Here is a 25353-nt window from a genome sequence, read left to right as displayed (position 1 = left end):
GTTAGTTATACCCGGCAAGGGGTATTTTAACACCGTCAGCGAGTCCGGCTGAGTCGCTTGCAGGGGCAGGTTGAGTTGCTGCATCAAGTAGTTCCGGGCTTATAGAAGCTTTCTAACCGCGCCGCCACAGCCACAAACGTGCCGCAGCAATCCGCGAGCCAAAAATTCCCATGCGCTACCCCAAGTTTTCCCGAGGCCTGGTTTGAACGGGTTGATACGAGGCAAGATGCAGCTTTCCGGACGTGGGGTGATCTGTGTGCGGGGCGGCCGCGAGGTGTTTGCCGGGCTCGATTTCGAGGCCGTCTCCGGCGAGGCCGTGGCGGTCGTCGGCCGCAACGGGTCGGGCAAGACCTCGCTGCTGCGGCTGATCGCGGGGCTGCTCATTCCGGCTGGCGGGACGATCGCGCTCGATGGCGGCGATGCCGAGCTGACATTGCCTGAGCAATGCCACTATCTCGGCCATCGCGACGCCCTGAAGCCGGCACTGAGCGTGGCGGAAAATCTGTCATTCTGGGCCGATTTTCTCGGCGGCGAGCGACTTGATGCCCATGAGAGCCTCGCCACGGTCGGGCTCGACCACGCCACCCACCTGCCGGCAGCGTTCCTGTCGGCCGGCCAGCGCCGCCGGCTCTCGCTGGCCCGGCTGCTGACGGTCCGCCGCCCGATCTGGCTCCTGGACGAGCCGACCACGGCGCTGGACGTCGCCGGCCAGGACATGTTCGGCGGCCTGATGCGCGACCATCTCGCCCGCGGCGGCCTGATCATCGCCGCCACCCACATGGCGCTGGGGATCAAATCACGCGAGCTGCGGATCGGGGGTGTGGCATGATTCCGACCGACCCTCAGCTTTTCGAGCGGCAAAGCTCCGCTCTACCCGTTCCCTCCCCCCCTGTGGGGGAGGGTCAGGGAGGGGGGTGCCACACAGGGACCCTCTCGATCTACCGAAGTCCTTCCCTGAACCCAAGCACACCTTTTCCGGGGCCACCCCTCTCCCATAGCCGAAGCTTCGCTTCGGCGTCTCTTAAGAGGACGGCCGCCGGAGGCGGCCTACACCTCCCCCGCAAGGGGGGAGGGAGCGCAGATTGCCTGTGGCGCGAGTCGGGCTCTTACGATCGTCTCGAAGCCGAAAAGGCAGCCCCATGACCGCCCTGTCCGCCCTCATCCGCCGGGATATCAGGATCGCGCTCCGCGTTGGCGGCGGGGCGCTGATCGGCGTGCTGTTCTTCCTGACCGTGGTGGTGCTGATGCCGTTCGCGGTGGGGCCGGACCTCGCGTTGCTGTCGCGGCTGGGGCCGGCCATTCTCTGGCTCGGCGCCCTGCTGGCGAGCCTGCTGACGCTGGACCGGCTGTTCATGGCCGACCATGAGGACGGCTCGCTCGACCTGATCACGATGAGCCGGACGCCGCTGGAACTCGCCTGCGCGGCGAAAGCGCTGGCGCATTGGCTGGCGGCGGGCCTGCCGCTGATTGTCGCAACCCCCGTGCTCGGGCTCTTGCTGAACCTCGACATGGTCGCGACCGGCGCGGTGGCCCTGACGCTGCTCGCGGGCACGCCGGCCCTGACCTTTACCGGCATGATCGGCGCCGCGCTGGCGGTGACGCTGCATCGCGGCGGGCTTTTGATGGCGGTTCTGGTGCTGCCGCTGTCGATCCCGGTGCTGATCTTCGGGGTCGCGGCCTCCCAGGCCGTGATCGTCGGTCCCATGTCGTTCGGCGCACCGTTCTCGATCCTGTGCGCGCTGTCGCTGGTCAGCCTCGTGATCGGCCCCTTCGCCGCGGCGGCGAGCCTGCGGCATGGTCTCGACTGAGATGAGCTCGACTGACCTTGACCCCGATCAACTTTCGCTACCCGCTTTTATGCTGATTGCGTGAGTGCTGACCTGTGATTATCAGAATACCATGACGCTGATCGACCTCGCCAACCCGACACGGTTCCTCGCGCTGACGGCGCGGGTGTTGCCATGGCTTGCGGCCGCGACCGTCATCCTGCTCGCGATCGGCCTCTACCAATCCGCGCTAGCGCCCGACGACTACCAGCAGGGCGCGACCGTGAAGATCATGTTCATCCACGTGCCCAACGCCTGGCTGTCGATGTTCGTGTGGGGCGTGATGAGCATCGCCTCATTGGGCACGCTGGTGTGGCGGCATCCGCTCGCCGACGTCGCCGCGAAGGCGGCAGCTCCCATCGGCGCCGCCTTCACCTTCCTCGCGCTGCTGACCGGCTCGCTGTGGGGCCGGCCGATGTGGGGCACCTATTGGGAATGGGACGCTCGCCTGACCTCGGTGCTGATTCTGTTCCTGATGTATCTCGGCCTGATGGCGCTGTGGCGCGCGGTCGACGATCCCTCGCGCGCGGCGCGCGCCGCCGCGGTGCTGACGCTGGTCGGCGCGATCAACCTGCCCATCATCAAATTCTCGGTCGACTGGTGGAACACGCTGCACCAGCCGGCTTCGGTGATGCGCATGGGCGGTTCGTCGCTCGACAAATCGTTCCTGATTCCGCTGCTGGTGATGGCGATCGCGTTCACGCTGCTGTTCGTCACGTTGCACCTGGCGGCGATGCGCAACGAGATCCTGCGCCGCCGTGTCCGCTCGCTGCAGATGATGCAGGCGAGCCGCATGGCGTTTTCGAGCGAAATGGGCGCCGGTTCGCGTCAAAACAACGCGTCAAACGAAGTCGGGGCTGCATGATCATGTCGCTCGGTCCCTATGCCTCCTTCATCGTGACGTCCTATGCCGCAGCCGCGCTCGTGGTCGCGATCCTGATCGGCTGGATCGTGCTCGACTATCGCAGCCAGACCCGGCGCCTGCGCGACCTCGACCGCAGCGGCATCACCCGCCGCTCGGGGCGCAGCGCGATGGATCGGCCATGAGCGAGCAGTCGACTTCCGCGAGCCCGCAGCGCCGCACCTTCCTGATGGTGTTGCCGCTGATCGCCTTCATCGGCCTGGCGCTGCTGTTCTGGTTCCGGCTCGGCAGCGGCGATCCTTCGCGGATTCCCTCCGCGTTGATCGGACGGCCGGCGCCGCAGACCGCCCTGCCGCCGCTCGAGGGATTGCAGGCCGACAACGTCCAGGTGCCGGGTCTCGATCCCGCCGCGTTCAAGGGCAAGGTCAGTCTCGTCAACGTCTGGGCCTCCTGGTGCGTACCCTGCCACGACGAGGCGCCGCTTCTGACCGAGCTGGGGAAAGACAAGCGCTTCCAGCTCGTCGGCATCAACTACAAGGACGCGGCCGACAACGCCCGCCGCTTCCTCGGCCGCTACGGCAACCCGTTCGGTCGCGTCGGCGTGGACGCCAACGGCCGCGCCTCGATCGAATGGGGCGTCTATGGCGTGCCGGAGACCTTCGTCGTCGGACGTGAGGGCACCATCGTCTACAAGCTGGTCGGCCCGATTACGCCGGACAATCTGCGGAGCGTGCTGCTGCCGCAGATGGAGAAGGCGTTGAAGTAGTTACTGTCATTCCGGGGCGGCTCGCAGAGCCGAACTATGGTGCGCACTTGCGCACCTGAGAATCTCGAGATTCCGGGTTCACGCTTCGCGTGCCCCGGAATGACATCAAACAGTCACCCCTTCCTGACATCCCCCGCATCCGCCTTGCTCGCTTCCAGCGAGACCGGCTCGAGGTGGTAGCGCTTGGTCAGCGGCATCTGGGCGATGGCGAAGATCATCGTGATCGGCGTCACGCCGAACACCTTGAAGTTCACCCAGAAATCCGTGCTCTGGGTGCGCCAGACGATCTCGTTCAGCACCGCCATGCCGGCGAAGAACAGCGCCCAGCGCAGCGTCAGGATGCGCCAGCCCTGCGGCGTCAGGTTGAACATCTGGTCGAACATCACGGCGATGAAGGAGCGGCCGAACAGCAGCCCGCCGCCGAGGATCGCGGCGAACAGGCCGTAGATGATGGTCGGCTTGACCTTGATGAAGGTCTCGTCGTGCAGCACCAGCGTCAGCGTGCCGAACACCAGCACGATCACGCCCGTCACGATCGCCATGATCGGGATATGGCGCGTCACCACATAGGAGGCGATCATCGCCGCGACGATCGCGACCATGAAGGCGCCGGTCGCGGCGAACAGATTGAACTTCGCATTCACGAAGAAGAAGACGAGCAGCGGACCGAGTTCGGTCGCAAGCTTGAACAGCGGATGCGGCTGGGTCTTGTCCATTCCCTGACTTTCGTTGATGTCATCCCCCGCGAATGCGGGGGATCCAGTATTCCGTGGCACCTGTGATCGACAACCGGCGGCGCGGCGTACTGGATGCCCCGCCTGCGCGGGGCATGACGAAAGAAACCTATGACTCGATTCCGGCGATCGCACGGGCGAAATCGCGCGCGGTGAAGGGCGCGAGATCATCGACGCCTTCGCCGACGCCGATGAAATGCACCGGCAGTTTGAATTTCTCCGCGAGCGCCACCAGGATGCCGCCGCGCGCCGTGCCGTCGAGCTTGGTCATCACGAGGCCGGTGACGCCGGCGGTGCGATGGAAGGCCTCGACCTGCGACAGCGCGTTCTGGCCGACGGTGGCGTCGAGCACAAGCAGCACCGCATGCGGCGCAGTGTCGTCCACCTTGCGGATGACGCGCACGACCTTTTCGAGCTCGTTCATCAGCTCGGCCTTGTTCTGAAGCCGCCCGGCGGTGTCGATCAGGAGCACGTCGGTCTTCTGCTCCTTCGCCGCCGTCAGCGCGTTGAAGGCGAGGCTCGCCGAGTCGGAGCCTTGCGTGCCCACGATGACCGGTGTTTTCGTACGCTCACCCCAGACCTTGAGCTGCTCAATCGCCGCTGCGCGAAAAGTGTCGCCGGCGGCCAGCATCACCTTGCGGCCTTCGGAGGCGAATTTTTGCGAGAGCTTGCCGATGGTGGTGGTCTTGCCGGAGCCGTTGACGCCGACGACGAGGATGACGAACGGCTTCCTGGCCGCATCGATCTCGAGCGGCTTCGCCACCGGCGCCAGCACCTTCTCGACCTCGGTCGCAACGACGTCCTTGACCTCGTCGGCCGAGATCGCCTTGTCGTAGCGCCCGGTGCCGACGGCGTCCGCGATGCGCACCGCGACGGATGTGCCGAGGTCGGCGCGCAGCAGCACGTCCTCGATGTCGTCGAGCATGGCGCGGTCGAGCTTGCGCTTGGTGACGAGGTCGGCGACCGCGGTCCCGAGCGAGGACGAGGTGCGCTTCAGCCCGTTGGACAGGCGGCGCCACCAGCTCAGCTTGGGGGGATCTGACGTGGTATCGTTCATGATGCTCGTGCCGACGATTTGAAGTTCCTACTCTCTTGCCGCAAGTCCGGTTAGGAACTTCAAATCGAACAGCGGCACGAGAAAATATTGTTGCCAGTGCGGCCCTGGATTTGGCATTCGCTTCACATTTCGCGGCAGCCGCTGAGCGAATGCCAAATCCACCGCACTGGTGTGTTAGCCGTTCCGGCTCCCAAACGAAAGTCTTGACCGAAAGTCCTGCAATTGCTCGATGTTCCCGAATTGACCGCTGACGAAATCCTGGGCCGCGTGCTCCATCGCGACGGATTGATGCTGGTCATCGACAAGCCGGCCGGTCTGCCGGTGCATCGCGGCCCCAAGGGCGGCGCCAATCTGGAGGCATCCTTCGACGCGCTCCGTTTCGGCCTGCCGCGGCCGCCGGTGCTGGCCCACCGGCTGGACAAGGACACCTCCGGTTGCCTCATCCTCGGCCGCCATCGCAAGGCGACCGCCTCGCTCGGCCTGCTGTTCAAGCACGGCAAGATCGGCAAGACCTACTGGACCGTGGTCGAAGGCGGGCCCGCCGAGGACGAAGGCACCATCGATATGCCGCTCGGCCGGCTCAATGCCGAGCGCGGCTGGTGGCAGAAGCCCGATCCCGAAGGCCAGAAGGCGATCACCAACTGGAAGGTGATGGGCCGGGGTGACGGTTTCACCTGGCTCGCCATGGAACCGGTGACGGGGCGGACCCATCAATTGCGGGTGCATTCGGCCGCGACCGGCTGGCCGATCTTCGGCGATAACATTTACGGCAACGGCCCGCGCTTCGGCGAGCCGAAGCTGCACCTGCACTCCCGCGAGATCGTAGTGCCGATCTCCCGGAACAAGGAGCCGGTCCGCGTGGTGGCCCCGGCCCCGCCGCACATGCATGAGAAGCTTCGGGCCTGCGGGTGGAATGGGGAGTAGGTGCCGTTCACCTCTCCCGCTTGCGGGAGAGGTCGTGCCGAAGGCGCGGGTGAGGGCTCTCTCCTCTTGGGGATTCTCGATTGCGGAGACACCCTCTCCCCAACCCTCTCCCGCTAGCGGGAGAGGGAGCGCAGCGCCGCCGCGGCAGCACTTCGTTCTCCTCGGCCATGGTTTACGAAACGTTCAGGGCTCGCCTCTAATGATAGCGGTTGCTTAGAACAAGCTTCCGTCAATCCGCTCAGGACGAGCCCCGCGTCATGTCCAAGGCCGAGCTATCGATCATCGACGAGGTCGAATCCGCACTTCGGATTGGCTCGGCGGAAAAGGGCCTGGAGACGGCCCGCCGCGTCACCGACCTGTTCCTGTCCTCCGCCGGCAGTTTTGACGACGAGCAGATCGCGCTGTTCGACGAGGTGCTCGAGCGCCTGATCGGTACCATCGAGCTTCGCGCCATCGCCGACATGGGCGCACGCGTGGCGCTGGCCGAGATCAGCGCACAGCTGGCGCCGATCGCACAGGCGCCACCCTCCGTCATCCGCCGCCTCGCCAACAATGACGAGATCCGCATCGCCGGTCCCGTGCTTCAGGAATCCGCGCGCCTCGACGACGGCGAGCTGGTGAGGATCGCATCGTCCAAGGGCGAACCGCATCTGCTCGCGGTCGCCGGGCGGTGGTGGCTGAAGGAGATCGTCACCGACGCGCTGCTGGCGCGCCGCTATCCCAGTGTCAGCCGGCGGCTTGCCGCCAATCCGGGCGCACGCGTCTCCGGAAACGGATTTGCCGTCATCGTCGGACAGGCGGAGTCCGATCCCGAGCTCGCCGTCAGCGTCGGCGTCCGCGTCGATCTGCCTCGGAGCTGCGCCGCCAATTGCTGCGCTCGGCGACGGACACGGTTCGCACCCGCCTGCTGTCGCGCGCGCCGCCGCATCTGTTCGAGGAAATCCAGAGCGCGATCGCCGCCGTTACCGCCGGCGTCACGCGCGAGATGTCCGGTGTCCGCGATTTCGAAGGCGCCAAGCGCGCCATCGCAGGTCTCAAGGCATCCGGCCAGCTCAACGAGGCGACGCTGTTCAGCTTTGCCAAGCAGCGGCGCTATGAAGAAACCGTCGCCGCGCTGGCGGTGTTGTCGCAGTCCACCGTCGAGGTGATTCGCCCGCTGATGCAGAGCCTGCGCGAGGACGGCCTGCTGGTGCCGTGCAAGGCGGCGCAGCTCAGCTGGGAAACCACCGCCGCCGTGCTCGAAAGCCGCTTCGCCACCGGCGCGATGAAGCCGGCGGATCTTGCGAGAGCGCAGGGGCATTACGCACGAATGACGCCGGAGAACGCGCGGCGCACGCTGCGGTTCTGGCAGGTGCGGGCGTCGTAGCGGAGCGGGTTTGAGGCGCGCTGCGGGCCACGCCCTCCGCTGTCGTCCTGGCGAAAGCCAGGACCCATAACCACCGAATTCAATTTGGCGAAGACTGGTGGTTGGCAATCCCGTGCAACAACTTCTCCCTGGGGTAATGGGTCCTGGCTTTCGCCAGGACGACGACGGCAGATTACGTGGTCAACCGCTCACCATCGCTGCCGACGATCATCCGCGGCACCACGCTCCCCACGCGCGCGCCCGCGATCGCCACCGGCAGATAGTGCTCCGTGCGGCCCTGGCTCTCACTTTCGATCAGCACATCGCGCGTTGCGCCAATTTCGGCTTGCAGCCTCTGACGCAATGCTGCCTCTCCAGCCGCACGCAGCCGCCGCGCGCGTTCCTTGATCTCAGGCCCCGCAACCTGCGGCATCCGTGCGGCGGGCGTGCCGGGGCGCGAGGAATAGGGGAAGACGTGCAGGAAGGTCAGGCCGCATTCCTCGACCAGATCGAGCGAGCGGGAAAACATCGCCTCGGTCTCGGTCGGGAAGCCCGCGATGATGTCGGCGCCGAAGGCGACGTCCGGGCGCAGGCGCCGCACCTGATCGCAGAAGGCGATCGCATCGCCCCGCAAATGCCGCCGCTTCATGCGCTTCAAGATCATGTCGTCGCCCGACTGCAGCGACAGATGCAGATGCGGCATCAGCCGCGCATCGTCCGCGATCGCGTCGAGCAGATCGTTGTCGGCCTCGATCGAATCGATCGAGGAGATGCGCAGGCGCTTCAGCTCCGGCACATGCCGCAGGATCTGCTTCGTCAGCATGCCGAGCTTCGGCGCGCCCGGCAGGTCGGCGCCATAGCCGGTGAGGTCGACGCCGGTCAGCACGATCTCGGCATGGCCGCGCTCCGCCAGCGCCCGCACCTGCTCGACCACGGCGCCCATCGGCACCGAGCGCGAATTGCCGCGGCCATAGGGGATGATGCAGAAGGTGCAGCGATGGTCGCAGCCGTTCTGCACCTGCACGAACACGCGCGGCAGACCGCTTGCGAAGCCGTCGATGAGATGCGGCGCCATCTCCTTCACCGCCATGATGTCGCTGACGGCAATCTTCTCCCTGGCGCCGATGTCGAAGGCATCGCGCGCCTCGCGCCAGGCATCGCTGCGCATCTTGTCGTCATTGCCGACGACGCGATCGACCTCGGCCATATCGGCGAACATCCGGCTTTGCGTCTGTGCGGCGCAGCCGGTGACGACGATGCGCGCCCCCGGCCGCTCGCGCTTCAGCTTGCGGATCGACTGCCGCGCCTGCGCCACCGCCTCGTTGGTGACGGCGCAGCTGTTGATGACGATGGTGTCTACGAGACCTGCGCCTTCGGCTTTGCTGCGGATCACCTCGGCCTCGAAGGCGTTGAGGCGGCAGCCGAAGGTGACGATATCGACGGACATTATCCGACCGGCGCGAACAGCGCCGGATCGAAATTGCCCTCATATTCGAAGGTCGCGGTGCCCGTCATCAGCACGTGGTCGTCGCGCTCGCGCCATTCGATGCCGAGCTTGCCGCCGGGCAGCGTGATCTCGACGTTGCGATTGGCGCGCTTCAGGCGTGCTGCGGCGACGGCCGTCGCGCAGGCCGCCGACCCGCATGCCCTGGTGAGGCCGGCGCCACGCTCCCAGGTGCGGATCGTGATGTGGTCGCGGTCGACGATATGGGCGAGCGTGATGTTGGCGCGCTCGGGGAAGATCGGATGGTTTTCCAGCAGCGGACCAAAGCGCGCGAGGTCATAGGCGTTGACGTCGTCGACCCAGAAGATCGCGTGCGGGTTGCCCATGCTCACCACTGAGGGCGAATGCAGGATCGGATTGTCGATCGGCCCGATCTGCAATTCGATGTAGCGGGTGTCGCGAAACTCTTCCGCCAGCGGAATGTCCTGCCAGCCGAACTTGGGCACGCCCATGTCGACGGTATAGAGATCGGGCGCCGGGCCCTGCCAGGCATTGAGCAGGCCGGCGGCCGTCTCGAACGTCGCTGTTGCCTGCCCGGTCTTCTCGAAGATGCGCCGCACCACGCAGCGCATGCCGTTGCCGCAGGCGCCGGCTTCGGAGCCGTCATTGTTGTAGATGCTGATGAAGGCCTCGGTGCCGTCGAGCCGTGGCTTCTGAAGCACCATGAGCTGATCGTAGGGCACGCCGCCCTGCGCGGATGCCACCGCGCGGGCATCGTCCGGCGTCACCTTTGCCGTGGAATCGCGCATGTCGACAACGACGATCTCGTTGCCGATACCGTTCATCTTGGCAAATGCGTGGTTGGCCAGCGCGCTCATGAAATTTCCTGAATTTCGCCTGCCTTATATGGCGATCCTTGGCCGCTTGGCCAGTGATTTGCCGCCGGGCGCCAGGACGTTCGCCATGACGCATCTGTCATGGGACGAATTCGGCGCTCGCGTGTTAGAACGGCGCGGCTCGCGCGAACCGGGACGCGCGGCCGGGTTAGGGCCTTGGTGGGTAAGGTCTTGATGAATTAGGGCCTTGCTGGACCAAGGCCTTGGGGAGAATAAAATGAACACTTTTCGTCGTCTCGCTCTGGCCGCGCTGATCCCGGCAGCGGCCTTGTCGCTTGGGCTATCCGCCGCTCTGGCGCAGAGCCCGAGCCCGGCGCCGGCTGCCTCGGCGAGCCCCTCGCCGGCCCCGTCGGCCTCGCCCGCCCCGGCTGCAAGTGCCTCGCCCGCTCCCGTGGCAACGCCCTCGCCTGCGGCGAGCGCCTCGCCGGCTCCCGCAGCATCGCCCGCGCCCGCAGCCAGCACCTCGCCCAGCCCGACGGCCCCGGCTGTCGCCGCCACCCCCGCCCCGGTCCAGACCGCCGATCCCTTTGGCCTCGAGACCACGCTCGAGTCCAGGAAGGTCGTGATGGTCAAGGGCACTGCCAATTGGGACTCGGCCTTCGACACGCTGGTCGACGCCTTCAAGGCGCTGAACACGCTCCTGGACAAGCAGGGCATCAAGCACGCCGGCAATTCGATGATCGTCTATACCTCGACCGACGACACCGGCTTCACCTTCCTCGCCGAGATTCCGGTCGAGCAGGATCCCAAGAACCTGCCCAAGGACATGAGCGTCGGCAAATCGCCTGAAGGCAAGGCGCTGAAATTCGTCCATCGCGGCTCCTACGACAACATGGACAACACCTACGAGGCGATCACCAATCACCTCGACGACAAGAGACTGGAAGCCAAGGACACCTTTATCGAGGAGTACCTCACCGATCCCCTGAAGACGGCGGAGGACAAGCTCGTGATCAATGTTTTCGTGCCACTGAAGTGAGACCGATGAAAAAGCCTGCCGTACTCGCCGCCGTTTTCGCTGCCACGCTGCTGGCAACGCCCGTGCTCGCCGACGATTTTCCCTCCGCGATCTCGGTGAGCGGCGAGGCCACCGTTTCCGTGGCGCCCGATCTTGCGCAGATCGACGCGGGCGTCGCCAATGACGCCAAGACGGCGAAGGAAGCCTCCGACGCCAACAACGCCGCGATGGGCAAGGTGCTTCTGGCGTTGAAGGGGGCCGGGATCGCCGAGAAGGATTACCAGACCTCACGGCTGTCGCTGCAGCCGCAATACGGCCAGAACAAATCCACCGGCGCCTCGCCCGTGGTCGGCTTCCGCGCCTCCAATCGCGTCACCGTCAAGATTCGCGATGTGACCAAGATCGCCGGCATCATCGACACGCTGGTCAGCGCCGGCGCCAACGATATCGGCAACATCTCGTTCGAGGTGACGCAGGCGTCAAAACTGCTCGACGACGCCCGCGAGCAGGCGGTGGCGGATGCCCGCCGCAAGGCCGAGATCTACGCCAAGGCCACCGGCGTCACGCTGGGTGCACCGCTCAGCGTCTCCGAAGGCGGCGCGCCGGTGCCGTTGTTCAAGGCGCGAATGGCCACGGCACCGATGGCCGCACCCGCAGCCGTCGCACCGGGCGAGGAGACGCTGTCGGTGACGGTGAATGTGAGCTGGGCGATCAAGCAGGGGCAGTAGACGTAGCGCCGTAAGAGGCACACTGCTCGCTACAAATACAACTGTCGTCCCGGCGAAGGCCGGGATCCATACCGCGTGATCTTTCGGTAGGCGCAGGTCGCCGTACCGCGGGAAGACTGAAAACGACGAGTCTTCGTCAAACATCTTGCTGTGGGTATGGGTCCCGGGCTCGCGACTTCGTCGCGCCCCGGGACGACGAGCTGTATGGGTGGCGACAGCGGAGCTAAATCTCCACCACCTGCCCCGGCTTCATCGCGACGAACCGCTGCTGCGGAATCTGCGCGGCATCCAGCGCCTCGACCAGCGCTTTCGCAGGTGCGTCGATCGCCTCGTCCGTCAGCTGGAAAGTGCCGTGATGATGCCCGAGCGCGTCCTGCGCGCCGCAATCGAGCAGCGCCTTCACGGCATCTTCCGGATTCATGTGCTGGTCGCGCATGAACCAGCGCGGCTCGTAGGCGCCGATCGGGAGGATCGCCAGGCGTAACGGCCCGTGCTTCTCCGCGACGCGGCGAAAATGTCTGCCATCGCCATAGCCGGAATCGCAGACGACGTAGATTTTCCCGGCCGGCGTCTCCAACACAAAACTCGCCCACAGCGCCTTGTTGCGATCGAACAGGCCGCGCGCTGTCCAGTGCCGGGTCGGAACCAGATGCACGGCGATGCCGCCGCCGAGCTCGACGCGGTCGTGCCAGTCGAACGCCTCGGCCTTGATCGACGAGTCGGTGCTGCGCATCGTCACGTCATTTCCGAGCGGCGTGACCACCCGCGGAGCAAAATTCTTGGCGAGCCGCGACAGCGTCGCGATGTCGAGATGATCGTAGTGCCCGTGCGAGACCAGCACGACGTCGATCTTCGGCAGCTTCTCGAAGGCGATGCCGGGATCGTTGTGCCGCTTCGGGCCGGCAAAGCCGACGGGCGACACCCGCGAGGACCAGACGGGATCAACGAGGATGTTGAGGCCACCGGCCTGGATCAGCCAGCTGGCGTGACCGACGAAGGAGAGCCGTGCCTTGCCGCCGTCGACGCGCTCCGGCGGGGTGTCGGCATGGGGGCTCGGAGCCCAATCCGGCCAGGCCGCCCGCTGCCGCTTGCCGCTGAACTGCCAGCGCAGCACCTCGCGAAGCGGTTTCGGCGGCGCGCCGTCGGGATCGAAGAAGTGCAGGCCGTTGAAATGGTCGGAGGCGGGACCGTCATAGGTCTTCATGCTAGATATCCAGAGGGAGGGGATACCGACCAGCGCACCGGCTCCGGCAAGCAGTCCGAAAAGGCGGCGGCGGGTGACCGGCACGGGCGGGTTTCTAGGGATGGTCGGGACGGCAAGACATCACCGCCTATATGGGCGGGGCCGCCAGAAAAGGAACCCATCGCCAAAGGGTCATAATTTCAGAGCCTTGCCCTGCCAGGGGCGTTCCGGCGCCCTAACTTTCCTTGACTTTTGGGCGGGAGCGGCGTTTAACTCCGCCACTTTCTCGGAAAGGCTTTCTTTTCGATCCGCCGACTGGCCCTGGAGGCCAGAGGTCAACGCCCGACAGCGCTATGCGCCCTCGGGCGCAAAGGTGTTTGGAAGATCGCTTCCTGGCTTCAGGCCACGGACCGAGAACTGGTCATCCCCCGCGAAGGCGGGGCATGACAGAGGTGAATGCGGCAACCCTGCGCAAGCAGGACAAGGGACAACGGCATTGTTCGACAATCTGTCGGAACGGCTTGGCGGCATCCTCGATCGTCTGACGGGGCGCGGGGCGCTGACCGAAAAGGACGTCGACGCCGCGATGCGCGAGGTGCGCCGCGCGCTGCTGGAGGCCGACGTTGCGCTCGAAGTCGTGCGCAGCTTCACCGAACGCGTCCGCGAGCAGGCGATCGGCGCCACCGTCGTCAAGTCGGTGACCCCCGGCCAGATGGTGGTCAAGATCGTCCATGACGAGCTGATCAACACGCTCGGCGCCGAAGGCCAGACCATCGACATCAATTCCGTGCCGCCGGTGCCGATCATGATGGTCGGCCTGCAGGGCTCCGGTAAGACCACCACCACCGCGAAGCTCGCCCGCCGCATGGTCCAGCGCGACAAGCGCAAGGTGCTGATGGCCTCGCTCGACGTCTATCGCCCGGCGGCGATGGAGCAGCTGGCCGTGCTCGGCCGCGATCTCGACATTCCGACCCTGCCGATCGTGGCGGGACAGCAGCCGGCGCAGATCGCAAAGCGCGCGCTGGAAGCCGGCAAGCTCGGCGGCTACGACGTCGTGCTGCTCGACACCGCCGGCCGCACCACGCTCGACGAAGACATGATGGCGGAAGCCGCAGCCATCAAGGCTGCCGCGAATCCGCATGAAGTGCTGCTGGTCGCGGACTCGCTCACCGGCCAGGACGCCGTCAATCTTGCCCGCGCCTTCGACGAGCGCGTCGGCCTCACCGGCATCGTGCTGACCCGCGTGGACGGCGACGGCCGCGGCGGTGCCGCGCTGTCGATGCGTGCCGTCACCGGCAAGCCGATCAAGCTGATCGGCACCGGTGAAAAGACCGACGCGCTGGAGGACTTCCATCCCGACCGTATCGCCGGCCGCATCCTCGGCATGGGCGACGTGGTGTCGCTGGTCGAACGTGCCGCCGCCAACATCGACGCCGAAAAGGCCGCGCGCACCGCCGAGCGCATGCGCAAGGGTCAGTTCGACCTCAACGACATGCGCGAGCAGCTGTCGCAGATGGCCAATATGGGCGGCATCAGCGGCCTGATGGGCATGATGCCCGGCATCTCCAAGATGAAGAACCAGATCGCTGCCGCGGGGATCGATGACAAGATCTTGAAGCGCCAGGTCGCGATCATCGATTCCATGACGCGCGACGAGCGCCGTCATCCCGACCTGCTCAAGGCCAGCCGCAAGAAGCGCATCGCCGCAGGCAGCGGCCAGAGCGTCGAGCACGTCAACAAGCTGCTCAAGATGCACCGGAACATGGCCGACGTGATGAAGGCCATGGGCTCGGGCAAGCGCGGCCCGCTCGCTGGCATCGCCCAGGCGATGGGCTTTGGCGGCGGCATGAAGATGCCTTCGCCCGAAGAGATGAAGGCGATGCAGGAGAAGATGCAAAGCGGCGGCGGACAAGGCCTGCCGAATTTGCCGAAGGATTTGCCGCCCGGTCTTCGCACCGGCCTGCCGAACCTTCCTGGACTGACCGGGCTGAGCGGCAAGCCGACGCTGCCGGGCCTCGGCGGTTTCACGGGCAAGAAGAAATGAGGAATTCGTCGCACGGGATCGCATCGGTCTCGCGCAACGCGGAATACCAATCAACCGAACAAAACGTACTTTGAAGGAGAACTGAATGTCCGTCGTTATCCGCCTCGCCCGCGCAGGCACCAAAAAGCGTCCCGTCTATCACGTCGTCGTCGCCGACTCGCGCTTTCCGCGCGATGGCCGCTTCATCGAGCGTCTCGGCTACTTCAACCCGCTGCTGCCGAAGGACAACGAGGCGCGCCTCAAGCTCGACATGGAGAAGGTGAAGGCCTGGGTCGCCAAGGGCGCGCAGCCGTCGGACCGCGTGTCGCGTTTCCTCGACGCCGCCGGCGTCAAGAAGCGCGAAGCGCGCAACAACCCGCAGAAGGCCGTGCCGCGCAAGGAGCGCAAGGCGCAGGCCGAAGCTGCCGCGAAGGGTTAAGGCCAGACCATGTCGGCGCTGGTCTGCGTCGCGCGGATCGGCGCCGCGCATGGTGTGCGCGGTGCGGTCAAATTGTGGACCTTCACCGAAGATCCCTTCGCCATCAAGCGCTACGGTCCGCTTCTGTCCAAGGACGGCAAGCGCCAGTTCGAGGTCACGCAGGCGCGCGAGGCGAAGGATCATCTGGTCGCGACGTTCAAGGGCGTCACGACCCGCGATGAGGCCGAGCGCCTCAACGGCATCGAGCTCTACGTCGCGCGCGAAAAGCTGCCCGCGACCGACGAGGACGAATATTACCACACCGATCTGATCGGGCTCGCCGCCGTCACCACGGACGGCGAGCCGCTCGGCCGCGTGCTCGCGATCCATAATTTCGGCGCCGGCGACATCATCGAGATCGCGCCGCCGAAGGGCACGAGCCTGCTGCTGCCGTTCTCCAACGCGGTGGTGCCGGAGGTCGATGTCGCCGGCGGCCGCGTCGTGGTCGCCCTGCCGCAGGAGATCGCGAGCGATGAGGCTGAAGAGCGCTAACCGCGCTCAGACTGTCTGGCGGCCCTGCTGCTCGAGCCAGTCGCAGAACACCGCGCGATGCGGATCGTCGTCGGGAAAGTAAGCAAAATAGCTGCGGGCCGGCAGGCTGATGTTCGGAAACGGCGTCACCAGACGGCCGGCCGCGAGATCGTCGGCGATCAGTGCCGTCGGTCCCATGGCGACGCCGAGGCCGTCGAGCGCCGCCTGAAGCGTCAGATAGAAATGATCGAAGGTCAGCGACGCCGCGCCCTCCAGCGCGGACTCGCCTGCATCGGTCAGCCAGTCGCGCCACAGCCGCGGCATCGAGGTGACGTGCAGCAGCGTATGCCGGCTGAGATCCGCAACCTCGGTCAGCGGCAGCTTCGCGAGCAGAGCGGGACTGCACACCGGCAGCCGCTGCTCCGACAACAGGAAGCGCGACGCAAAGCCGTGAAAGGTGTCGGGGCCGCCGCGGATCACCACGTCGAACAGCTCGGGCAAGGCATCCACGGGATCGTTCGACGTCGACAGCCGCACCTCGATATCGGGATGCTCGGCACGAAACCTTGTCATGCGCGGCAACAGCCAGCGCAGGCTGAATGTCGCTAGCGCGTTGACGCGCAGCACCGCGGCCGGCGCCTCGCCGCGACGCTTGCGATGCTGCTGCACGGCGGCCGAGACCCGATCGAGCGCGGGCGCGAACTCCGCGAGCAGCGCGGCGCCAGCCGGCGTCAGCACCACCCGCCGCACCGATCGCCGGAACAGCGCCGGCGGCCCGAGCCAGGTCTCGAGCAGGCGGATCTGCTGGCTGACCGCGCCATGGGTCACGCCAAGCTCGCCGGCCGCCTCCTTGAAGCTGCCAAGCCGGGCCGCCGCCTCGAAGGCACGGACAGCGTTCAGGGGCGGCAGGCTGCGGCGAGGAACGAACATGGCCATACAATAGAATTTCTAGCGCATGATCCGATTATTACTGGTTTGTGACGGATTCTTGAAGGTCGCATAGTGGAGGCCAAAGCACTTACATAGCTTCGTCTTTCGACTTCTTTTGGTTTGAGATCGTGGCAATTCTCCCCTCAGGTTTTCTATCGCAATCGCAAACGGCCCCTCCCGGCGAGGAGACGCTGAGCAAGCCGCGCCGCACCCTGGCGGCGACCGGCATCAACCACGCCCTGCACGATGGCTACACCGACCTGATCTATGTGCTGCTGCCGGTCTGGCAGGCCGAATTCGCGCTCAGCTACGGGCTACTGGCGGTGATGCGCGGGCTCTATTCCGGCGCCATGGCCGGGCTGCAAATCCCGGTCGGCCGCCTCGCCGAGCGGATCGACGGCAAGATCCTGCTCGCGCTCGGCACGCTGCTCGCCGCGCTCGGCTATGTCCTGGCCGGACTGTCCGGCGGCGTCATGGGACTGGGCCTTGCGCTCCTCATATCCGGCGCGGGTTCGAGCACGCAGCATCCGCTCGCCTCGGCCGCAGTGTCGCGCGCCTATGGCAAGGCGGCGCGCGGACCGCTCGGCATCTATAATTTCAGCGGCGATCTCGGCAAGGCGGCACTCCCGGCCCTGACCGCGGTGCTGCTGGTGATCGTGTCGTGGCGGCACGCGCTGCTTCTGGTCGCACTGATGGGCCTAGTCGTTGCGCTCTGCCTCGCGCTGCTGATGCCGGCTGTCGGCAAGGGGTTTGCGCACAAATCAGCGGTCACGACGCAAGGCACGCATGCCGGCCGCGGCGGCTTCTCCTGGCTGCTCGCGATCGGGATTCTCGACAGTGCGGTGCGGATGGGCTTCCTCACCTTCCTGCCGTTCCTGCTGCGCGACAAGGGCGCCTCGCTGCCGACGAGCGGCTTTGCGCTGGCGATGGTCTTCATCGGCGGCGCCGCCGGCAAATTCACCTGCGGCTGGCTCGGCGAACGCGTCGGCACGATCCGCACCGTGCTTCTCACCGAGGGCGGCACCGCCGCGCTGATCCTCGCGGTGCTCGCATTGCCGCTGATCCCGGCGATCATCGTGCTGCCGCTGCTCGGCGTGATGCTCAACGGCACGTCCTCGGTTCTCTACGGCACGGTCCCCGAGCTCACATCGCCCCATCGCACCGAGCGGGCCTTCGCGCTGTTCTACACCGGCACGATCGGATCGGGCGCCATCGCGCCGGTGCTCTACGGCCTGCTCGGCGACGCCGTCGGTCCGACGCTGGCAACCGCGGCGACGGCCGTCACGGCGCTTGCGATCTGCCCGCTCGCGCTGGTGCTGGCATCGCATCTGCCGAATGACCGGCGAGCCTGAGGAATCCGAGGCCTCGACCTGTCGGCCGCAATGCCCTAACCAGCGGCGATGACGACTTCCTCACCCTGGCGCGCGACGGTGCTGACGCTGTTTCCGGAGATGTTTCCGGGACCGCTCGGCGTGAGCCTGGCCGGCCGCGCGCTGGCCTCCGGGCTCTGGCAGCTCGAGGCGCGGGACATCCGGGCCTCGGCGACCGACCGCCATCGCAGCGTCGACGACACCCCGGCCGGCGGCGGCCCGGGCATGGTGCTGCGGGCGGATGTTCTGGCGGCCGCCATCGACGCGGCGGAGATCGGCCAAGGTTCTTCAAAGGAACGCCCCCGCCTGCTGATGAGCCCGCGGGGTCGGCCATTGACCCAGGCTCGCGTCGTGGAGCTCGCCCGGGGCCCCGGCCCCCTGATCGTCTGCGGGCGGTTCGAAGGGATCGACCAGCGGGTGATCGACGGGCGGGGCCTGGAGGAGGTCTCGATCGGCGATTACGTGCTCTCCGGGGGCGAAATCGCGGCCCTGGCGCTGATTGACGCCTGCGTCCGGCTGTTGCCGGGCGTGATGGGCAAGGAAGCCTCGGGAACCGAGGAAAGCTTCTCCGACGGCCTGCTCGAATACCCCCAATATACCCGCCCGCAGCTGTTCGAAGGGGTTCCGATCCCCGAGATCCTGACCTCCGGCGACCACGCCAAGGTCGCGGCCTGGCGGCGGGCCGAAGCCGAGGCCCTGACGGCGGCCCGGCGGCCCGATTTATGGGCCCAGATCCCGGTCAAGGCTCCGAATCGGGCCGGTCGCCAAAAAACGCCAAAAAACAAGACAGACGGGTGACAAACGCTCCGGCTTGCCTTATAGCAGCGGCCAAATCCGCAATGGCTGGATAGACGAATTTTGCGCAGCCCCCGTTTGAAAAGGCTGGGCGCGCCGATGGAGATTTACCCATGAACCTGATCAAGCAGCTCGAACAAGAGCAATTCGACAAGCTGTCCGCCGGCAAGGACATTCCGGAATTCGGTCCCGGCGACACCGTGATCGTCAACGTGAAGGTCGTCGAAGGCGACCGCACCCGCGTGCAGGCCTATGAAGGCGTCTGCATCGGCCGTTCCGGCGGTGGCCTCAACGAGAGCTTCACCGTGCGCAAGATTTCGTACGGCGAGGGCGTCGAGCGCGTATTCCCGGTGATGTCGCCGATGATCGACTCGATCAAGGTCGTGCGCCGCGGCAAGGTGCGTCGCGCCAAGCTCTATTACCTCCGCAACCTTCGCGGCAAGTCGGCCCGCATCGTCGAGAAGCAGGACCGCCAGGCTGCCGTCGGCGAGTAAGCTCCGCCCACCAGGCAAGTTTCGAAGAGCGCGGGGCCGAACGCCCCGCGCTTTTTTGTTGCGTCAGCCGTGCGCGTCAAAGCCCTCGCGCTTCCAAATCTCCCTGCTATATATTCTTGGAATGTTTCCAGATCTGACCAGTCTCGCCCCCGTCAAGCACATCGTCATCGACGATCGCTCGCGGCTGCCTGGCCGGTTCTTCGGACGCTTCGCGACCTCGGCAACGTCAGAGCTTACACGCGCAGCCTAAAAGCTGCGCCGACGATTTTGTTGCCCGCGCGCCATCCGCGCATATCCGCTGACACAACATTCCCGGAGCTCAAGCTCATGTCCAAGCCGACCACCCTGTACGACAAGATCTGGAACGACCATCTGGTGCACGAAGCCGACGATGGCACCTGCCTGCTCTATATCGACCGCCATCTGGTGCACGAGGTGACCTCGCCGCAGGCGTTCGAAGGCCTGCGCGCGACCGGACGCAAGGTCCACGCGCCCGAGAAGACGCTCGCCGTCGTCGACCACAACGTGCCGACCACCGACCGCACCAAGCCGAATCCGGATCCGGAGAGCATCGAGCAGATCAAGGCGCTGGCCGACAATGCCAGGGAATTCGGCATCGAATATTACAACGAGTTCGACAAGCGCCAGGGCATCGTCCACGTCATCGGCCCCGAGCAGGGCTTCACCCTGCCCGGCACCACCATCGTCTGCGGTGACAGCCACACCTCGACGCATGGCGCGTTCGGCGCGCTCGCGCACGGCATCGGCACCTCCGAGGTCGAGCACGTGCTGGCGACGCAGACGCTGATCCAGAAGAAGGCCAAGAACATGCGCGTCACCGTCGACGGCAAATTGCCTGACGGCGTGACCGGCAAGGACATCATCCTCGCCATCATCGGCGAGATCGGCACCGCGGGCGGCACCGGCTACGTGCTGGAATACGCCGGCGACGCGATCCGCGCGCTCAGCATGGAAGGCCGCATGACGGTCTGCAACATGTCGATCGAAGGCGGCGCCCGCGCCGGCCTCGTCGCGCCCGACCAGAAAGCCTACGACTTCCTGCGCGACCGCCCCAAGGCGCCGAAGGGCGCGGCCTGGGACGCGGCGATGCGCTATTGGGAGAAACTGCGCTCCGACGACGGCGCGCATTTCGACCACGAGCTGCGGCTCGACGCGGCCAAGCTGCCGCCGATCGTGACCTGGGGCACCTCGCCCGAAGATGTCATCTCGGTGACCGGCGTCGTCCCGGACCCCGACAAGATCGCGGACGAGGCCAAGCGTCTCTCCAAGCACCGCGCCTTGAAGTACATGGGCCTGACGGCGGGGACCAAGATCACCGACATCAAGCTCGATCGCGTCTTCATCGGCTCCTGCACCAACGGCCGCATCGAGGATCTGCGCGCCGCCGCCAAGATCGCAGAAGGCAAGCAGGTCTCCGCCAGCGTCAACGCCATGGTGGTGCCGGGCTCCGGCATCGTGAAGGAGCAGGCCGAGGCCGAGGGTCTGGACAAGATCTTCATCAAGGCCGGCTTCGAATGGCGCGAGCCGGGTTGCTCGATGTGCCTGGCCATGAACCCGGACAAGCTGAAGCCGGAAGAGCGCTGCGCCTCGACCTCGAACCGCAATTTCGAGGGCCGCCAGGGCTTCAAGGGCCGCACGCATCTGGTGTCGCCGGCGATGGCGGCGGCAGCTGCGATCGCGGGTCACTTCGTCGACGTCAGGGAGTGGCGCTAAGCCGCTCCCCGCAATTTGAGCTAAAGCGGCAAACCGCCGTTAATCGCCAGCGCCGACACTGCGTCCTCGCGACGACTTCGCGAGGACACGCCTGATGGCCAACAAGCCTGAATATGTCGATCTGATCAGCGAGGCGACCCGCCAGCACCGGCGGCGCGCGACACCCTTGCGCATCGTCGCCAAGCCGGAGGTCGAGGAGACCTCAAAGCTCAGCCGCTGGCCGCCGGCGATGTTCAAGCAGTGGAAGCTCGAGAACCTGATGCGGTGGAAGGCTTCGTCGTGGAAGCTGAAGGATTGGCTCTGAATCAAAGAGCGCCACTATCCGCAGTCATTCCGGGGCGCCCATAGGGCGAACCCGGAATCTCGAGATTCCGGGTCTGGCGCTGACGCGCCATCCCGGAATGACGGCGCTAACTCACATCACCAATAGCGGTACGGATAGTGCCAGCGATGCCAATGGTGCCAGCGGCAGATGCGGCGCGGGCCGTAATAGGTCCAGATGATCCGGCAGCGGCGCGGATAGTGGTAGTAGGGATAGTAGCCGCCGTAATAATAGCGCCGGTGGAAGTGGCGATAGCCGTAATGCGGGCGATAGACTCCGTAGCGATGGAATCCGCCGCCGCCATAGTGGTGAACTCCGCCGTAGCGAATGCCGCCGCCGTGAAAGGCCGGCGCGGCGCGGAAGCCGCCGCCATGGAAGCCGCCAAAATGTCCTCCGCCACCGCGGAAGCCACCGCCGCCGCCGCCGTGAAAATGTCCGCCACCACCATGTCCCCCGCCGCCGTGGCGAACCTGCGTAACGAGGTCGTCGCTTGCGGCCTTCGCTGCCGGCAACGCCGTCGGATTGATTGGAGTCATCGCCTCGGCGCGGCGCGCCGTCCCGGCCGACAGCATCAGCGTGGCAACGGTCGCCAGCCCGAGCAAGCGTATCGGGCCTGTCCCAACACCCAGAATCCTCAGCATCGAATTTCTCCTGAGCCTGGACAGCGGCATTGCGGCGCAGCGCCTCGCGCCACCGCTGCTCATTTGGCTGTTCATTCGCGGTCGCTCCCAAGATTAAATTAGGGACAGCGACGTGAACGCGTCATGAATGAACGATGTTGCGGGCAACGCGCCGCGGCGCAGTGCCGCGATGGGAGGAATTCTTGCAATGACTGTCTACGCGATCGCGCAATTAAAGATGACGGACCGCGCGGCCTATGACCGCTACCAGGCGCGGTTCTTCGATGTGTTCAGGAAGTACAGCGGGCGGCTTCTCGCGGCCGACGAACAGCCCCGCGTGCTCGAAGGCACTTGGCCCTATGACAAACTTGTCATGATGTCGTTTCCCGATGAAGCCGCGTTTGTTGCCTTCTCCAACTCAGCCGACTACGAGGACATCTCGCGCGATCGCAAGGCGGGCGCGCAGGCGACCGTGCTGCTGGTGAAGGGATTTGCGCCTGCCGGCTAGCGCGTCACCACCACGGTCCGAAACCGAGCACGAAGGGAGCGGGCACACCGTAGGGATAGGGACGGTAGTAGACAGGCCGCGCGTAGTAGCGCGGATCACGGGACGCAGAGTGCCGCGCAATGTCGTCATGTCGCGTGTGTCGTCGCGCATCAAAAACTGCGATCCCCGCCGAGGCATCCGGCTTCGTCATTCTCTGCACCGCGGAAGCGCGAGGCATGGCGGCGGCGAGCCCAACGATAACGGCCAATGCAATCCATCGCGTCATGACGACCTCCGCGCCCAGCATGCGGGCTTCGTTCTTGCGGTGCACGCGCTGACCAGGCGTTACGACACAAGGATTAGGGCCGGACCCTAGAGCCTTGAGACTGAATAGGCTATGGATGAACGCGCCCCGGACATGAATGCAGAGGGCGCGACAAGTTCCTGAGTCCCGGCGCAACATTTCAGGCGCTGCCAAAACCGGCCGTCAGCGACGAACGTATCTTCTGGTCGAGCGAATGCAGGAGATGGTCATGCCGAATTCCAGCGGATTGCGGATATCTCGCCTCGTGATCGCAGCGAGCCTTGCACTCGGTGCGAGCTCGGCGATTGCCGCGCAGGGACCGGGCGTCGAGGCCGGCGTGGCAAGCCCGCTGGCTCAGCTCGTGATGACGATCCTGGTCTATGGCGCGTCCGCAGCTGTCGTCGGCGCCGGCCTGATCGGCGCGCTCCGCGGCAACTGAGGGCGCGTCAGCCTCGGCGCCAGTAGCAGCTCATATGCGGCACGATCACCGTGCCGCTGGGCCGGTATTCCTGCACATAGGTCGCGTTGCACTCGCGGACCGCATCGGGACCAGGATTGTAGCGCGGATAGACGCCGTCCGGGCTGTAATAGGGCGTGACACGCAGGCGCGCCGGAGGGCGCCTGCGTGGCGGCGGCGCGTCGGGCGAGACGGCCTGGGCCAGCCGGATTTCAGGGGCGGCCGTCTGCGTCTGGGCATTGGCTCCGCCGCCGACAAAAAAAGTCGAAAACAACCCCATGCACAGTAGAACCAGAACTGCTGTTCCCGCCCGCATCGCACCACCACTGACCTGAGCCAACCCCTTGATGCGCCGTACGCTCCTCGTTTTCGCGTGCGGCGTCAACGCTCCTTCTTGGCCCGATCCTATAAAGCGGGATGCATCGCCGCGGAACCCACGCTAAGAGAGGTCCATGTGGACGGAATTGAAAGCGCCCTCGTTGGCCGAGATGGAAGCGATGGCCCATGACGTGTTCGAGCGCCTGCCGGCGGAGTTTCGCGGGCTGTGCGAGGGCGTGATCATCCGCGTCGACGACTTCCCCACCGAGGAGGTCCTGGACGAGATGGAATGCGAGAGCGAGTTCGACCTGCTCGGCCTGTTCCAGGGCATCGGCCTGCCCCAGCAGAGTTTTGGCGACGTGGCGCGGCTGCCGAACATGGTCTGGCTCTACCGCCGGCCGATCCTGGACTACTGGGCCGAGCACGACGAGAGCCTCGGCCATATCGTCCGCCACGTCCTGATCCACGAGATCGGCCACCATTTCGGCCTCTCGGACGACGATATGGCGGCGATTGAGGCCAAAGCAGACTAGTACCCGGAATCAGAGCTGAGTGATACGGCGGCCTTTGAAACGGCGTTGACGGACCTTTTTCTTGGTCCAGACGAAGGGCTCGGCTCTGTCGTTGTATGCGTTGACGTAGGCATCGATGTGTTCCTGAAGCTGCTTGAGGCTCGTGAAGGAGGTGCCGCTGAGCGACTGCCCCTGCAAGATGGAAAACCATACTTCGACCTGATTGAGCCATGACGCACTTGTCGGCGTGAAATGAAATTGCACGTTGGGGTGGGCCTTGAGCCAGTCCTCGTTCTTTTTATGGGTGTTGAGGTTGTCGAGGATGACGTGAAGCTTGCGGTTCGGAAAAGCCGCGGTGACGCTGTTCATGAAATCGAGAAACTCGACGCGGCGCCGGCGTTTTGAATGGGTCGCGATGATCTTTCCGGTGGCGACTTCGAGCGCCGCAAACAATGTTGTGGTGCCATGCCGCTTGTAATCGTGGCTTTGGCCGGTCAAGGCGCGGCCATTGGGCAACTTCAGATAACCCTGCGCTCGCTCCAAAGCCTGGATCGAGGGCTTCTCGTCCACGCACAGCACAATGGCCTTCGCCGGCGGCGCGACATAGAGGCCGACAACATCGGCGGCTTTGGCCGTAAAGTTCGGGTCGTTGCTCTCGCACCAGGACTTGCGAGCCACCAGGTCAATCTTGTGGCTGCGCAGGAACCGCCAGACATATTGGACATCGACATCGCCCAGCGCCTCGGCCAGCAGGGGGCCGGTCCAGCGCGCAAACCCTTGCGGTGGCGGCTTATCCAGCAGCTTCAGAATCCGCTTGTCGGTCGTCTTCGTATAGATCGGCTGCTTGCCAGGCCGCGGCTTGTCTTGCAGCCCTTCAAGGCCATGGTCGGCATAGCGATGCCGCCAAAGGCTGACAATCCGCGGCTGGACCCCAACTTCCTTGGCGATCGACCGGGTGCTGCGCCCATCCGCCGCCAACAGAACTATCCGCGCCCGCTTCAAATCGCGCTGCAACGTCACCGGTGAGCGACAGCACGCCTCAAGCACCTTGCGATCTTTCCTCGAAAGGTGGACTTCTCTTGCTTCGGGTATCATCCCGACCTTGAATCACGACTCACGTTCCAAGAAAAGTGGGTACTAGATCGCCGCAGAAGGTGCGCTCCCTCTCCCGCTTGCGGGGAGGGTTGGGGAGAGGGTGTCTCCACAATCGAAAACCCCCAAGGGGAGAGAGCCCTCACCCGGCGCTTCGCGCCGACCTCTCCCGCAAGCGGGAGAGGTGAAGTCCCGATGCCGCACCAATTGAGCCTCAAGCAGA

Annotated in this window: 30 protein-coding genes and 1 pseudogene; 20 read left to right on the top strand and 11 right to left on the bottom strand. The window is 65.5% G+C overall.

Annotation, left to right across the window (positions count from 1 at the left end; genetic code table 11):
* Positions 1-226 precede the first annotated feature (226 nt).
* The 5 genes from ccmA (at position 227) to ACFLEY_RS01205 (ending at position 3454) form a co-directional block, all read left to right on the top strand.
* On the top strand, positions 227-829 hold the full coding sequence (gene ccmA / locus ACFLEY_RS01225; RefSeq protein ID WP_060909705.1) for a heme ABC exporter ATP-binding protein CcmA: 603 nt from the start codon (positions 227-229) through the stop codon (positions 827-829).
* Between the two features lie 310 nt (positions 830-1139).
* On the top strand, positions 1140-1808 hold the full coding sequence (ccmB, locus tag ACFLEY_RS01220; protein WP_011083299.1) for a heme exporter protein CcmB: 669 nt from the start codon (positions 1140-1142) through the stop codon (positions 1806-1808).
* Between the two features lie 91 nt (positions 1809-1899).
* The gene (locus tag ACFLEY_RS01215) at positions 1900-2691 is read left to right on the top strand and encodes a heme ABC transporter permease (RefSeq protein ID WP_011083300.1); all 792 of its coding nucleotides are present in this window, start codon (positions 1900-1902) and stop codon (positions 2689-2691) included.
* Positions 2688-2873 carry a heme exporter protein CcmD gene (gene ccmD / locus ACFLEY_RS01210; RefSeq protein WP_028174876.1) on the top strand — a complete coding sequence of 62 codons (186 nt, stop codon included), beginning with the start codon at positions 2688-2690 and terminating at the stop codon, positions 2871-2873. The genes ACFLEY_RS01215 and ccmD overlap by 4 nt, the downstream gene beginning before the upstream one ends.
* Positions 2870-3454: a DsbE family thiol:disulfide interchange protein gene (locus ACFLEY_RS01205; protein WP_028174877.1), complete on the top strand. Its 585-nt coding sequence runs from the start codon at positions 2870-2872 to the stop codon at positions 3452-3454. The genes ccmD and ACFLEY_RS01205 overlap by 4 nt, the downstream gene beginning before the upstream one ends.
* Positions 3455-3567: 113 nt before the next feature.
* Here ACFLEY_RS01205 and ACFLEY_RS01200 read toward each other — a convergent pair whose 3' ends face one another.
* Both ACFLEY_RS01200 and ftsY read right to left on the bottom strand, forming a co-directional pair.
* Entirely contained in the window at positions 3568-4170 is a 603-nt protein-coding gene (locus tag ACFLEY_RS01200) for a septation protein A (RefSeq protein ID WP_060909704.1), read from the bottom strand.
* A 127-nt stretch (positions 4171-4297) separates the two neighbouring features.
* Entirely contained in the window at positions 4298-5245 is a 948-nt protein-coding gene (ftsY, locus tag ACFLEY_RS01195; RefSeq protein WP_060909703.1) for a signal recognition particle-docking protein FtsY, read from the bottom strand.
* Between the two features lie 222 nt (positions 5246-5467).
* Here ftsY and ACFLEY_RS01190 point away from each other — a divergent pair, with 222 nt between their 5' ends.
* On the top strand, positions 5468-6169 hold the full coding sequence (locus ACFLEY_RS01190; protein ID WP_028174878.1) for an RluA family pseudouridine synthase: 702 nt from the start codon (positions 5468-5470) through the stop codon (positions 6167-6169).
* Positions 6170-6441: 272 nt separating this feature from the next.
* Here the strand turns inward: ACFLEY_RS01190 and ACFLEY_RS01185 are convergent, their stop codons facing one another.
* Positions 6442-6819 carry a hypothetical protein gene (locus ACFLEY_RS01185; protein ID WP_369527227.1) on the bottom strand — a complete coding sequence of 126 codons (378 nt, stop codon included), beginning with the start codon at positions 6817-6819 and terminating at the stop codon, positions 6442-6444.
* Between ACFLEY_RS01185 and ACFLEY_RS01180 the strand changes: the two are divergent.
* Positions 6748-7535 (top strand): annotated as a pseudogene (locus ACFLEY_RS01180) (DUF2336 domain-containing protein). The gene ACFLEY_RS01185 and the pseudogene ACFLEY_RS01180 sit on opposite strands and share 72 nt — an antisense overlap.
* A 172-nt stretch (positions 7536-7707) precedes the next feature.
* Here the strand turns inward: ACFLEY_RS01180 and mtaB are convergent.
* A complete protein-coding gene (gene mtaB, locus ACFLEY_RS01175; RefSeq protein ID WP_060909702.1) occupies positions 7708-8961 on the bottom strand; it encodes a tRNA (N(6)-L-threonylcarbamoyladenosine(37)-C(2))-methylthiotransferase MtaB in 1254 nt (417 codons plus the stop codon).
* Entirely contained in the window at positions 8961-9836 is an 876-nt protein-coding gene (gene dapF / locus ACFLEY_RS01170) for a diaminopimelate epimerase (RefSeq protein ID WP_060909701.1), read from the bottom strand. Before dapF ends, mtaB begins: the two co-directional genes overlap by 1 nt.
* 235 nt (positions 9837-10071) lie before the next feature.
* Here dapF and ACFLEY_RS01165 point away from each other — a divergent pair, with 235 nt between their 5' ends.
* Positions 10072-10833: a GyrI-like domain-containing protein gene (locus ACFLEY_RS01165; RefSeq protein ID WP_082755750.1), complete on the top strand. Its 762-nt coding sequence runs from the start codon at positions 10072-10074 to the stop codon at positions 10831-10833.
* Between the two features lie 5 nt (positions 10834-10838).
* Entirely contained in the window at positions 10839-11540 is a 702-nt protein-coding gene (locus ACFLEY_RS01160) for an SIMPL domain-containing protein (RefSeq protein ID WP_038965070.1), read from the top strand.
* 223 nt (positions 11541-11763) lie between these two features.
* Here ACFLEY_RS01160 and ACFLEY_RS01155 read toward each other — a convergent pair whose 3' ends face one another.
* Positions 11764-12828 (bottom strand): MBL fold metallo-hydrolase, encoded by a 1065-nt coding sequence (locus ACFLEY_RS01155; protein ID WP_211433810.1) that lies wholly within the window; start codon positions 12826-12828, stop codon positions 11764-11766.
* Between the two features lie 391 nt (positions 12829-13219).
* Here ACFLEY_RS01155 and ffh point away from each other — a divergent pair, with 391 nt between their 5' ends.
* The 3 genes from ffh (at position 13220) to rimM (ending at position 15716) form a co-directional block, all read left to right on the top strand.
* Complete coding sequence (gene ffh / locus ACFLEY_RS01150; protein WP_060909698.1) at positions 13220-14767, top strand: signal recognition particle protein; 1548 nt, start codon at positions 13220-13222, stop codon at positions 14765-14767.
* Between the two features lie 85 nt (positions 14768-14852).
* Positions 14853-15185 (top strand): 30S ribosomal protein S16, encoded by a 333-nt coding sequence (gene rpsP, locus ACFLEY_RS01145; protein WP_011083313.1) that lies wholly within the window; start codon positions 14853-14855, stop codon positions 15183-15185.
* A 9-nt stretch (positions 15186-15194) separates the two neighbouring features.
* Positions 15195-15716 (top strand): ribosome maturation factor RimM, encoded by a 522-nt coding sequence (gene rimM, locus ACFLEY_RS01140; RefSeq protein WP_060909697.1) that lies wholly within the window; start codon positions 15195-15197, stop codon positions 15714-15716.
* Positions 15717-15722: 6 nt separating this feature from the next.
* Here rimM and ACFLEY_RS01135 read toward each other — a convergent pair whose 3' ends face one another.
* Positions 15723-16625 (bottom strand): LysR substrate-binding domain-containing protein, encoded by a 903-nt coding sequence (locus tag ACFLEY_RS01135; RefSeq protein ID WP_060912818.1) that lies wholly within the window; start codon positions 16623-16625, stop codon positions 15723-15725.
* Positions 16626-16753: 128 nt separating this feature from the next.
* On the opposite strand from ACFLEY_RS01135, the gene ACFLEY_RS01130 reads away from it, so the two are divergent.
* The 5 genes from ACFLEY_RS01130 (at position 16754) to ACFLEY_RS01110 (ending at position 21322) form a co-directional block, all read left to right on the top strand.
* Positions 16754-17977: an MFS transporter gene (locus tag ACFLEY_RS01130; RefSeq protein WP_074076431.1), complete on the top strand. Its 1224-nt coding sequence runs from the start codon at positions 16754-16756 to the stop codon at positions 17975-17977.
* Between the two features lie 48 nt (positions 17978-18025).
* Complete coding sequence (trmD, locus tag ACFLEY_RS01125; RefSeq protein ID WP_011083317.1) at positions 18026-18793, top strand: tRNA (guanosine(37)-N1)-methyltransferase TrmD; 768 nt, start codon at positions 18026-18028, stop codon at positions 18791-18793.
* 110 nt (positions 18794-18903) lie between these two features.
* The gene (rplS, locus tag ACFLEY_RS01120) at positions 18904-19284 is read left to right on the top strand and encodes a 50S ribosomal protein L19 (protein WP_011083318.1); all 381 of its coding nucleotides are present in this window, start codon (positions 18904-18906) and stop codon (positions 19282-19284) included.
* 327 nt (positions 19285-19611) lie between these two features.
* On the top strand, positions 19612-21018 hold the full coding sequence (gene leuC, locus ACFLEY_RS01115; protein WP_211433809.1) for a 3-isopropylmalate dehydratase large subunit: 1407 nt from the start codon (positions 19612-19614) through the stop codon (positions 21016-21018).
* Between the two features lie 94 nt (positions 21019-21112).
* Positions 21113-21322 carry a hypothetical protein gene (locus ACFLEY_RS01110; RefSeq protein WP_028174890.1) on the top strand — a complete coding sequence of 70 codons (210 nt, stop codon included), beginning with the start codon at positions 21113-21115 and terminating at the stop codon, positions 21320-21322.
* Positions 21323-21438: 116 nt separating this feature from the next.
* Here ACFLEY_RS01110 and ACFLEY_RS01105 read toward each other — a convergent pair whose 3' ends face one another.
* Positions 21439-21981: a hypothetical protein gene (locus ACFLEY_RS01105; protein WP_060912817.1), complete on the bottom strand. Its 543-nt coding sequence runs from the start codon at positions 21979-21981 to the stop codon at positions 21439-21441.
* Positions 21982-22168: 187 nt separating this feature from the next.
* Here ACFLEY_RS01105 and ACFLEY_RS01100 point away from each other — a divergent pair, with 187 nt between their 5' ends.
* Positions 22169-22468, top strand: a complete 300-nt coding sequence (locus ACFLEY_RS01100; protein ID WP_038965080.1) for a DUF1330 domain-containing protein — start codon at positions 22169-22171, stop codon at positions 22466-22468.
* A gap of 4 nt (positions 22469-22472) precedes the next feature.
* Here the strand turns inward: ACFLEY_RS01100 and ACFLEY_RS01095 are convergent, their stop codons facing one another.
* Positions 22473-22754, bottom strand: coding sequence for a hypothetical protein (locus tag ACFLEY_RS01095; protein ID WP_249163041.1), 282 nt, complete (start codon positions 22752-22754; stop codon positions 22473-22475).
* Between the two features lie 226 nt (positions 22755-22980).
* Between ACFLEY_RS01095 and ACFLEY_RS01090 the strand changes: the two genes are divergently transcribed.
* Positions 22981-23190: a hypothetical protein gene (locus ACFLEY_RS01090; protein ID WP_171901169.1), complete on the top strand. Its 210-nt coding sequence runs from the start codon at positions 22981-22983 to the stop codon at positions 23188-23190.
* A gap of 7 nt (positions 23191-23197) precedes the next feature.
* On the opposite strand, the gene ACFLEY_RS01085 is transcribed toward ACFLEY_RS01090, so the two are convergent.
* Complete coding sequence (locus ACFLEY_RS01085; protein WP_028174895.1) at positions 23198-23488, bottom strand: hypothetical protein; 291 nt, start codon at positions 23486-23488, stop codon at positions 23198-23200.
* A 172-nt stretch (positions 23489-23660) separates the two neighbouring features.
* Between ACFLEY_RS01085 and ACFLEY_RS01080 the strand changes: the two genes are divergently transcribed.
* On the top strand, positions 23661-24059 hold the full coding sequence (locus ACFLEY_RS01080; protein WP_060909695.1) for a metallopeptidase family protein: 399 nt from the start codon (positions 23661-23663) through the stop codon (positions 24057-24059).
* 9 nt (positions 24060-24068) lie between these two features.
* Here the strand turns inward: ACFLEY_RS01080 and ACFLEY_RS01075 are convergent, their stop codons facing one another.
* Entirely contained in the window at positions 24069-25133 is a 1065-nt protein-coding gene (locus ACFLEY_RS01075) for an IS630-like element ISRj1 family transposase (protein ID WP_026192128.1), read from the bottom strand.
* Between the last annotated feature and the right edge of the window lie 220 nt (positions 25134-25353).

It is taken from the genome of Bradyrhizobium sp. YCK136 (genome assembly GCF_044570075.1).
Taxonomy (GTDB): Bacteria; Pseudomonadota; Alphaproteobacteria; order Rhizobiales; family Xanthobacteraceae; genus Bradyrhizobium; species Bradyrhizobium diazoefficiens.
The sequence above is the reverse complement of the archived record's forward strand: the minus strand, read 5'-3'. Positions and strand labels throughout refer to the sequence as shown.

Excerpts from the sequence above, each read along its gene's own strand:
- ccmA (WP_060909705.1), top strand. The coding sequence starts at position 227 with ATGCAGCTTTCCGGACGTGGGGTGATCTGTGTGCGGGGCGGCCGCGAG.
- ccmB (WP_011083299.1), top strand. The coding sequence starts at position 1,140 with ATGACCGCCCTGTCCGCCCTCATCCGCCGGGATATCAGGATCGCGCTC.
- ACFLEY_RS01215 (WP_011083300.1), top strand. The coding sequence starts at position 1,900 with ATGACGCTGATCGACCTCGCCAACCCGACACGGTTCCTCGCGCTGACG.
- ccmD (WP_028174876.1), top strand. The coding sequence starts at position 2,688 with ATGATCATGTCGCTCGGTCCCTATGCCTCCTTCATCGTGACGTCCTAT.
- ACFLEY_RS01205 (WP_028174877.1), top strand. The coding sequence starts at position 2,870 with ATGAGCGAGCAGTCGACTTCCGCGAGCCCGCAGCGCCGCACCTTCCTG.
- ACFLEY_RS01200 (WP_060909704.1), bottom strand. The coding sequence starts at position 4,170 with ATGGACAAGACCCAGCCGCATCCGCTGTTCAAGCTTGCGACCGAACTC.
- ftsY (WP_060909703.1), bottom strand. The coding sequence starts at position 5,245 with ATGAACGATACCACGTCAGATCCCCCCAAGCTGAGCTGGTGGCGCCGC.
- ACFLEY_RS01185 (WP_369527227.1), bottom strand. The coding sequence starts at position 6,819 with ATGCGGTTCGCCCTTGGACGATGCGATCCTCACCAGCTCGCCGTCGTC.
- mtaB (WP_060909702.1), bottom strand. The coding sequence starts at position 8,961 with ATGTCCGTCGATATCGTCACCTTCGGCTGCCGCCTCAACGCCTTCGAG.
- dapF (WP_060909701.1), bottom strand. The coding sequence starts at position 9,836 with ATGAGCGCGCTGGCCAACCACGCATTTGCCAAGATGAACGGTATCGGC.
- ACFLEY_RS01165 (WP_082755750.1), top strand. The coding sequence starts at position 10,072 with ATGAACACTTTTCGTCGTCTCGCTCTGGCCGCGCTGATCCCGGCAGCG.
- ACFLEY_RS01160 (WP_038965070.1), top strand. The coding sequence starts at position 10,839 with ATGAAAAAGCCTGCCGTACTCGCCGCCGTTTTCGCTGCCACGCTGCTG.
- rpsP (WP_011083313.1), top strand. The coding sequence starts at position 14,853 with ATGTCCGTCGTTATCCGCCTCGCCCGCGCAGGCACCAAAAAGCGTCCC.
- rimM (WP_060909697.1), top strand. The coding sequence starts at position 15,195 with ATGTCGGCGCTGGTCTGCGTCGCGCGGATCGGCGCCGCGCATGGTGTG.
- ACFLEY_RS01135 (WP_060912818.1), bottom strand. The coding sequence starts at position 16,625 with ATGTTCGTTCCTCGCCGCAGCCTGCCGCCCCTGAACGCTGTCCGTGCC.
- trmD (WP_011083317.1), top strand. The coding sequence starts at position 18,026 with ATGACGACTTCCTCACCCTGGCGCGCGACGGTGCTGACGCTGTTTCCG.
- rplS (WP_011083318.1), top strand. The coding sequence starts at position 18,904 with ATGAACCTGATCAAGCAGCTCGAACAAGAGCAATTCGACAAGCTGTCC.
- leuC (WP_211433809.1), top strand. The coding sequence starts at position 19,612 with ATGTCCAAGCCGACCACCCTGTACGACAAGATCTGGAACGACCATCTG.
- ACFLEY_RS01110 (WP_028174890.1), top strand. The coding sequence starts at position 21,113 with ATGGCCAACAAGCCTGAATATGTCGATCTGATCAGCGAGGCGACCCGC.
- ACFLEY_RS01105 (WP_060912817.1), bottom strand. The coding sequence starts at position 21,981 with ATGCTGAGGATTCTGGGTGTTGGGACAGGCCCGATACGCTTGCTCGGG.
- ACFLEY_RS01100 (WP_038965080.1), top strand. The coding sequence starts at position 22,169 with ATGACTGTCTACGCGATCGCGCAATTAAAGATGACGGACCGCGCGGCC.
- ACFLEY_RS01095 (WP_249163041.1), bottom strand. The coding sequence starts at position 22,754 with ATGCTGGGCGCGGAGGTCGTCATGACGCGATGGATTGCATTGGCCGTT.
- ACFLEY_RS01090 (WP_171901169.1), top strand. The coding sequence starts at position 22,981 with ATGCCGAATTCCAGCGGATTGCGGATATCTCGCCTCGTGATCGCAGCG.
- ACFLEY_RS01085 (WP_028174895.1), bottom strand. The coding sequence starts at position 23,488 with ATGGGGTTGTTTTCGACTTTTTTTGTCGGCGGCGGAGCCAATGCCCAG.
- ACFLEY_RS01080 (WP_060909695.1), top strand. The coding sequence starts at position 23,661 with ATGTGGACGGAATTGAAAGCGCCCTCGTTGGCCGAGATGGAAGCGATG.
- ACFLEY_RS01075 (WP_026192128.1), bottom strand. The coding sequence starts at position 25,133 with ATGATACCCGAAGCAAGAGAAGTCCACCTTTCGAGGAAAGATCGCAAG.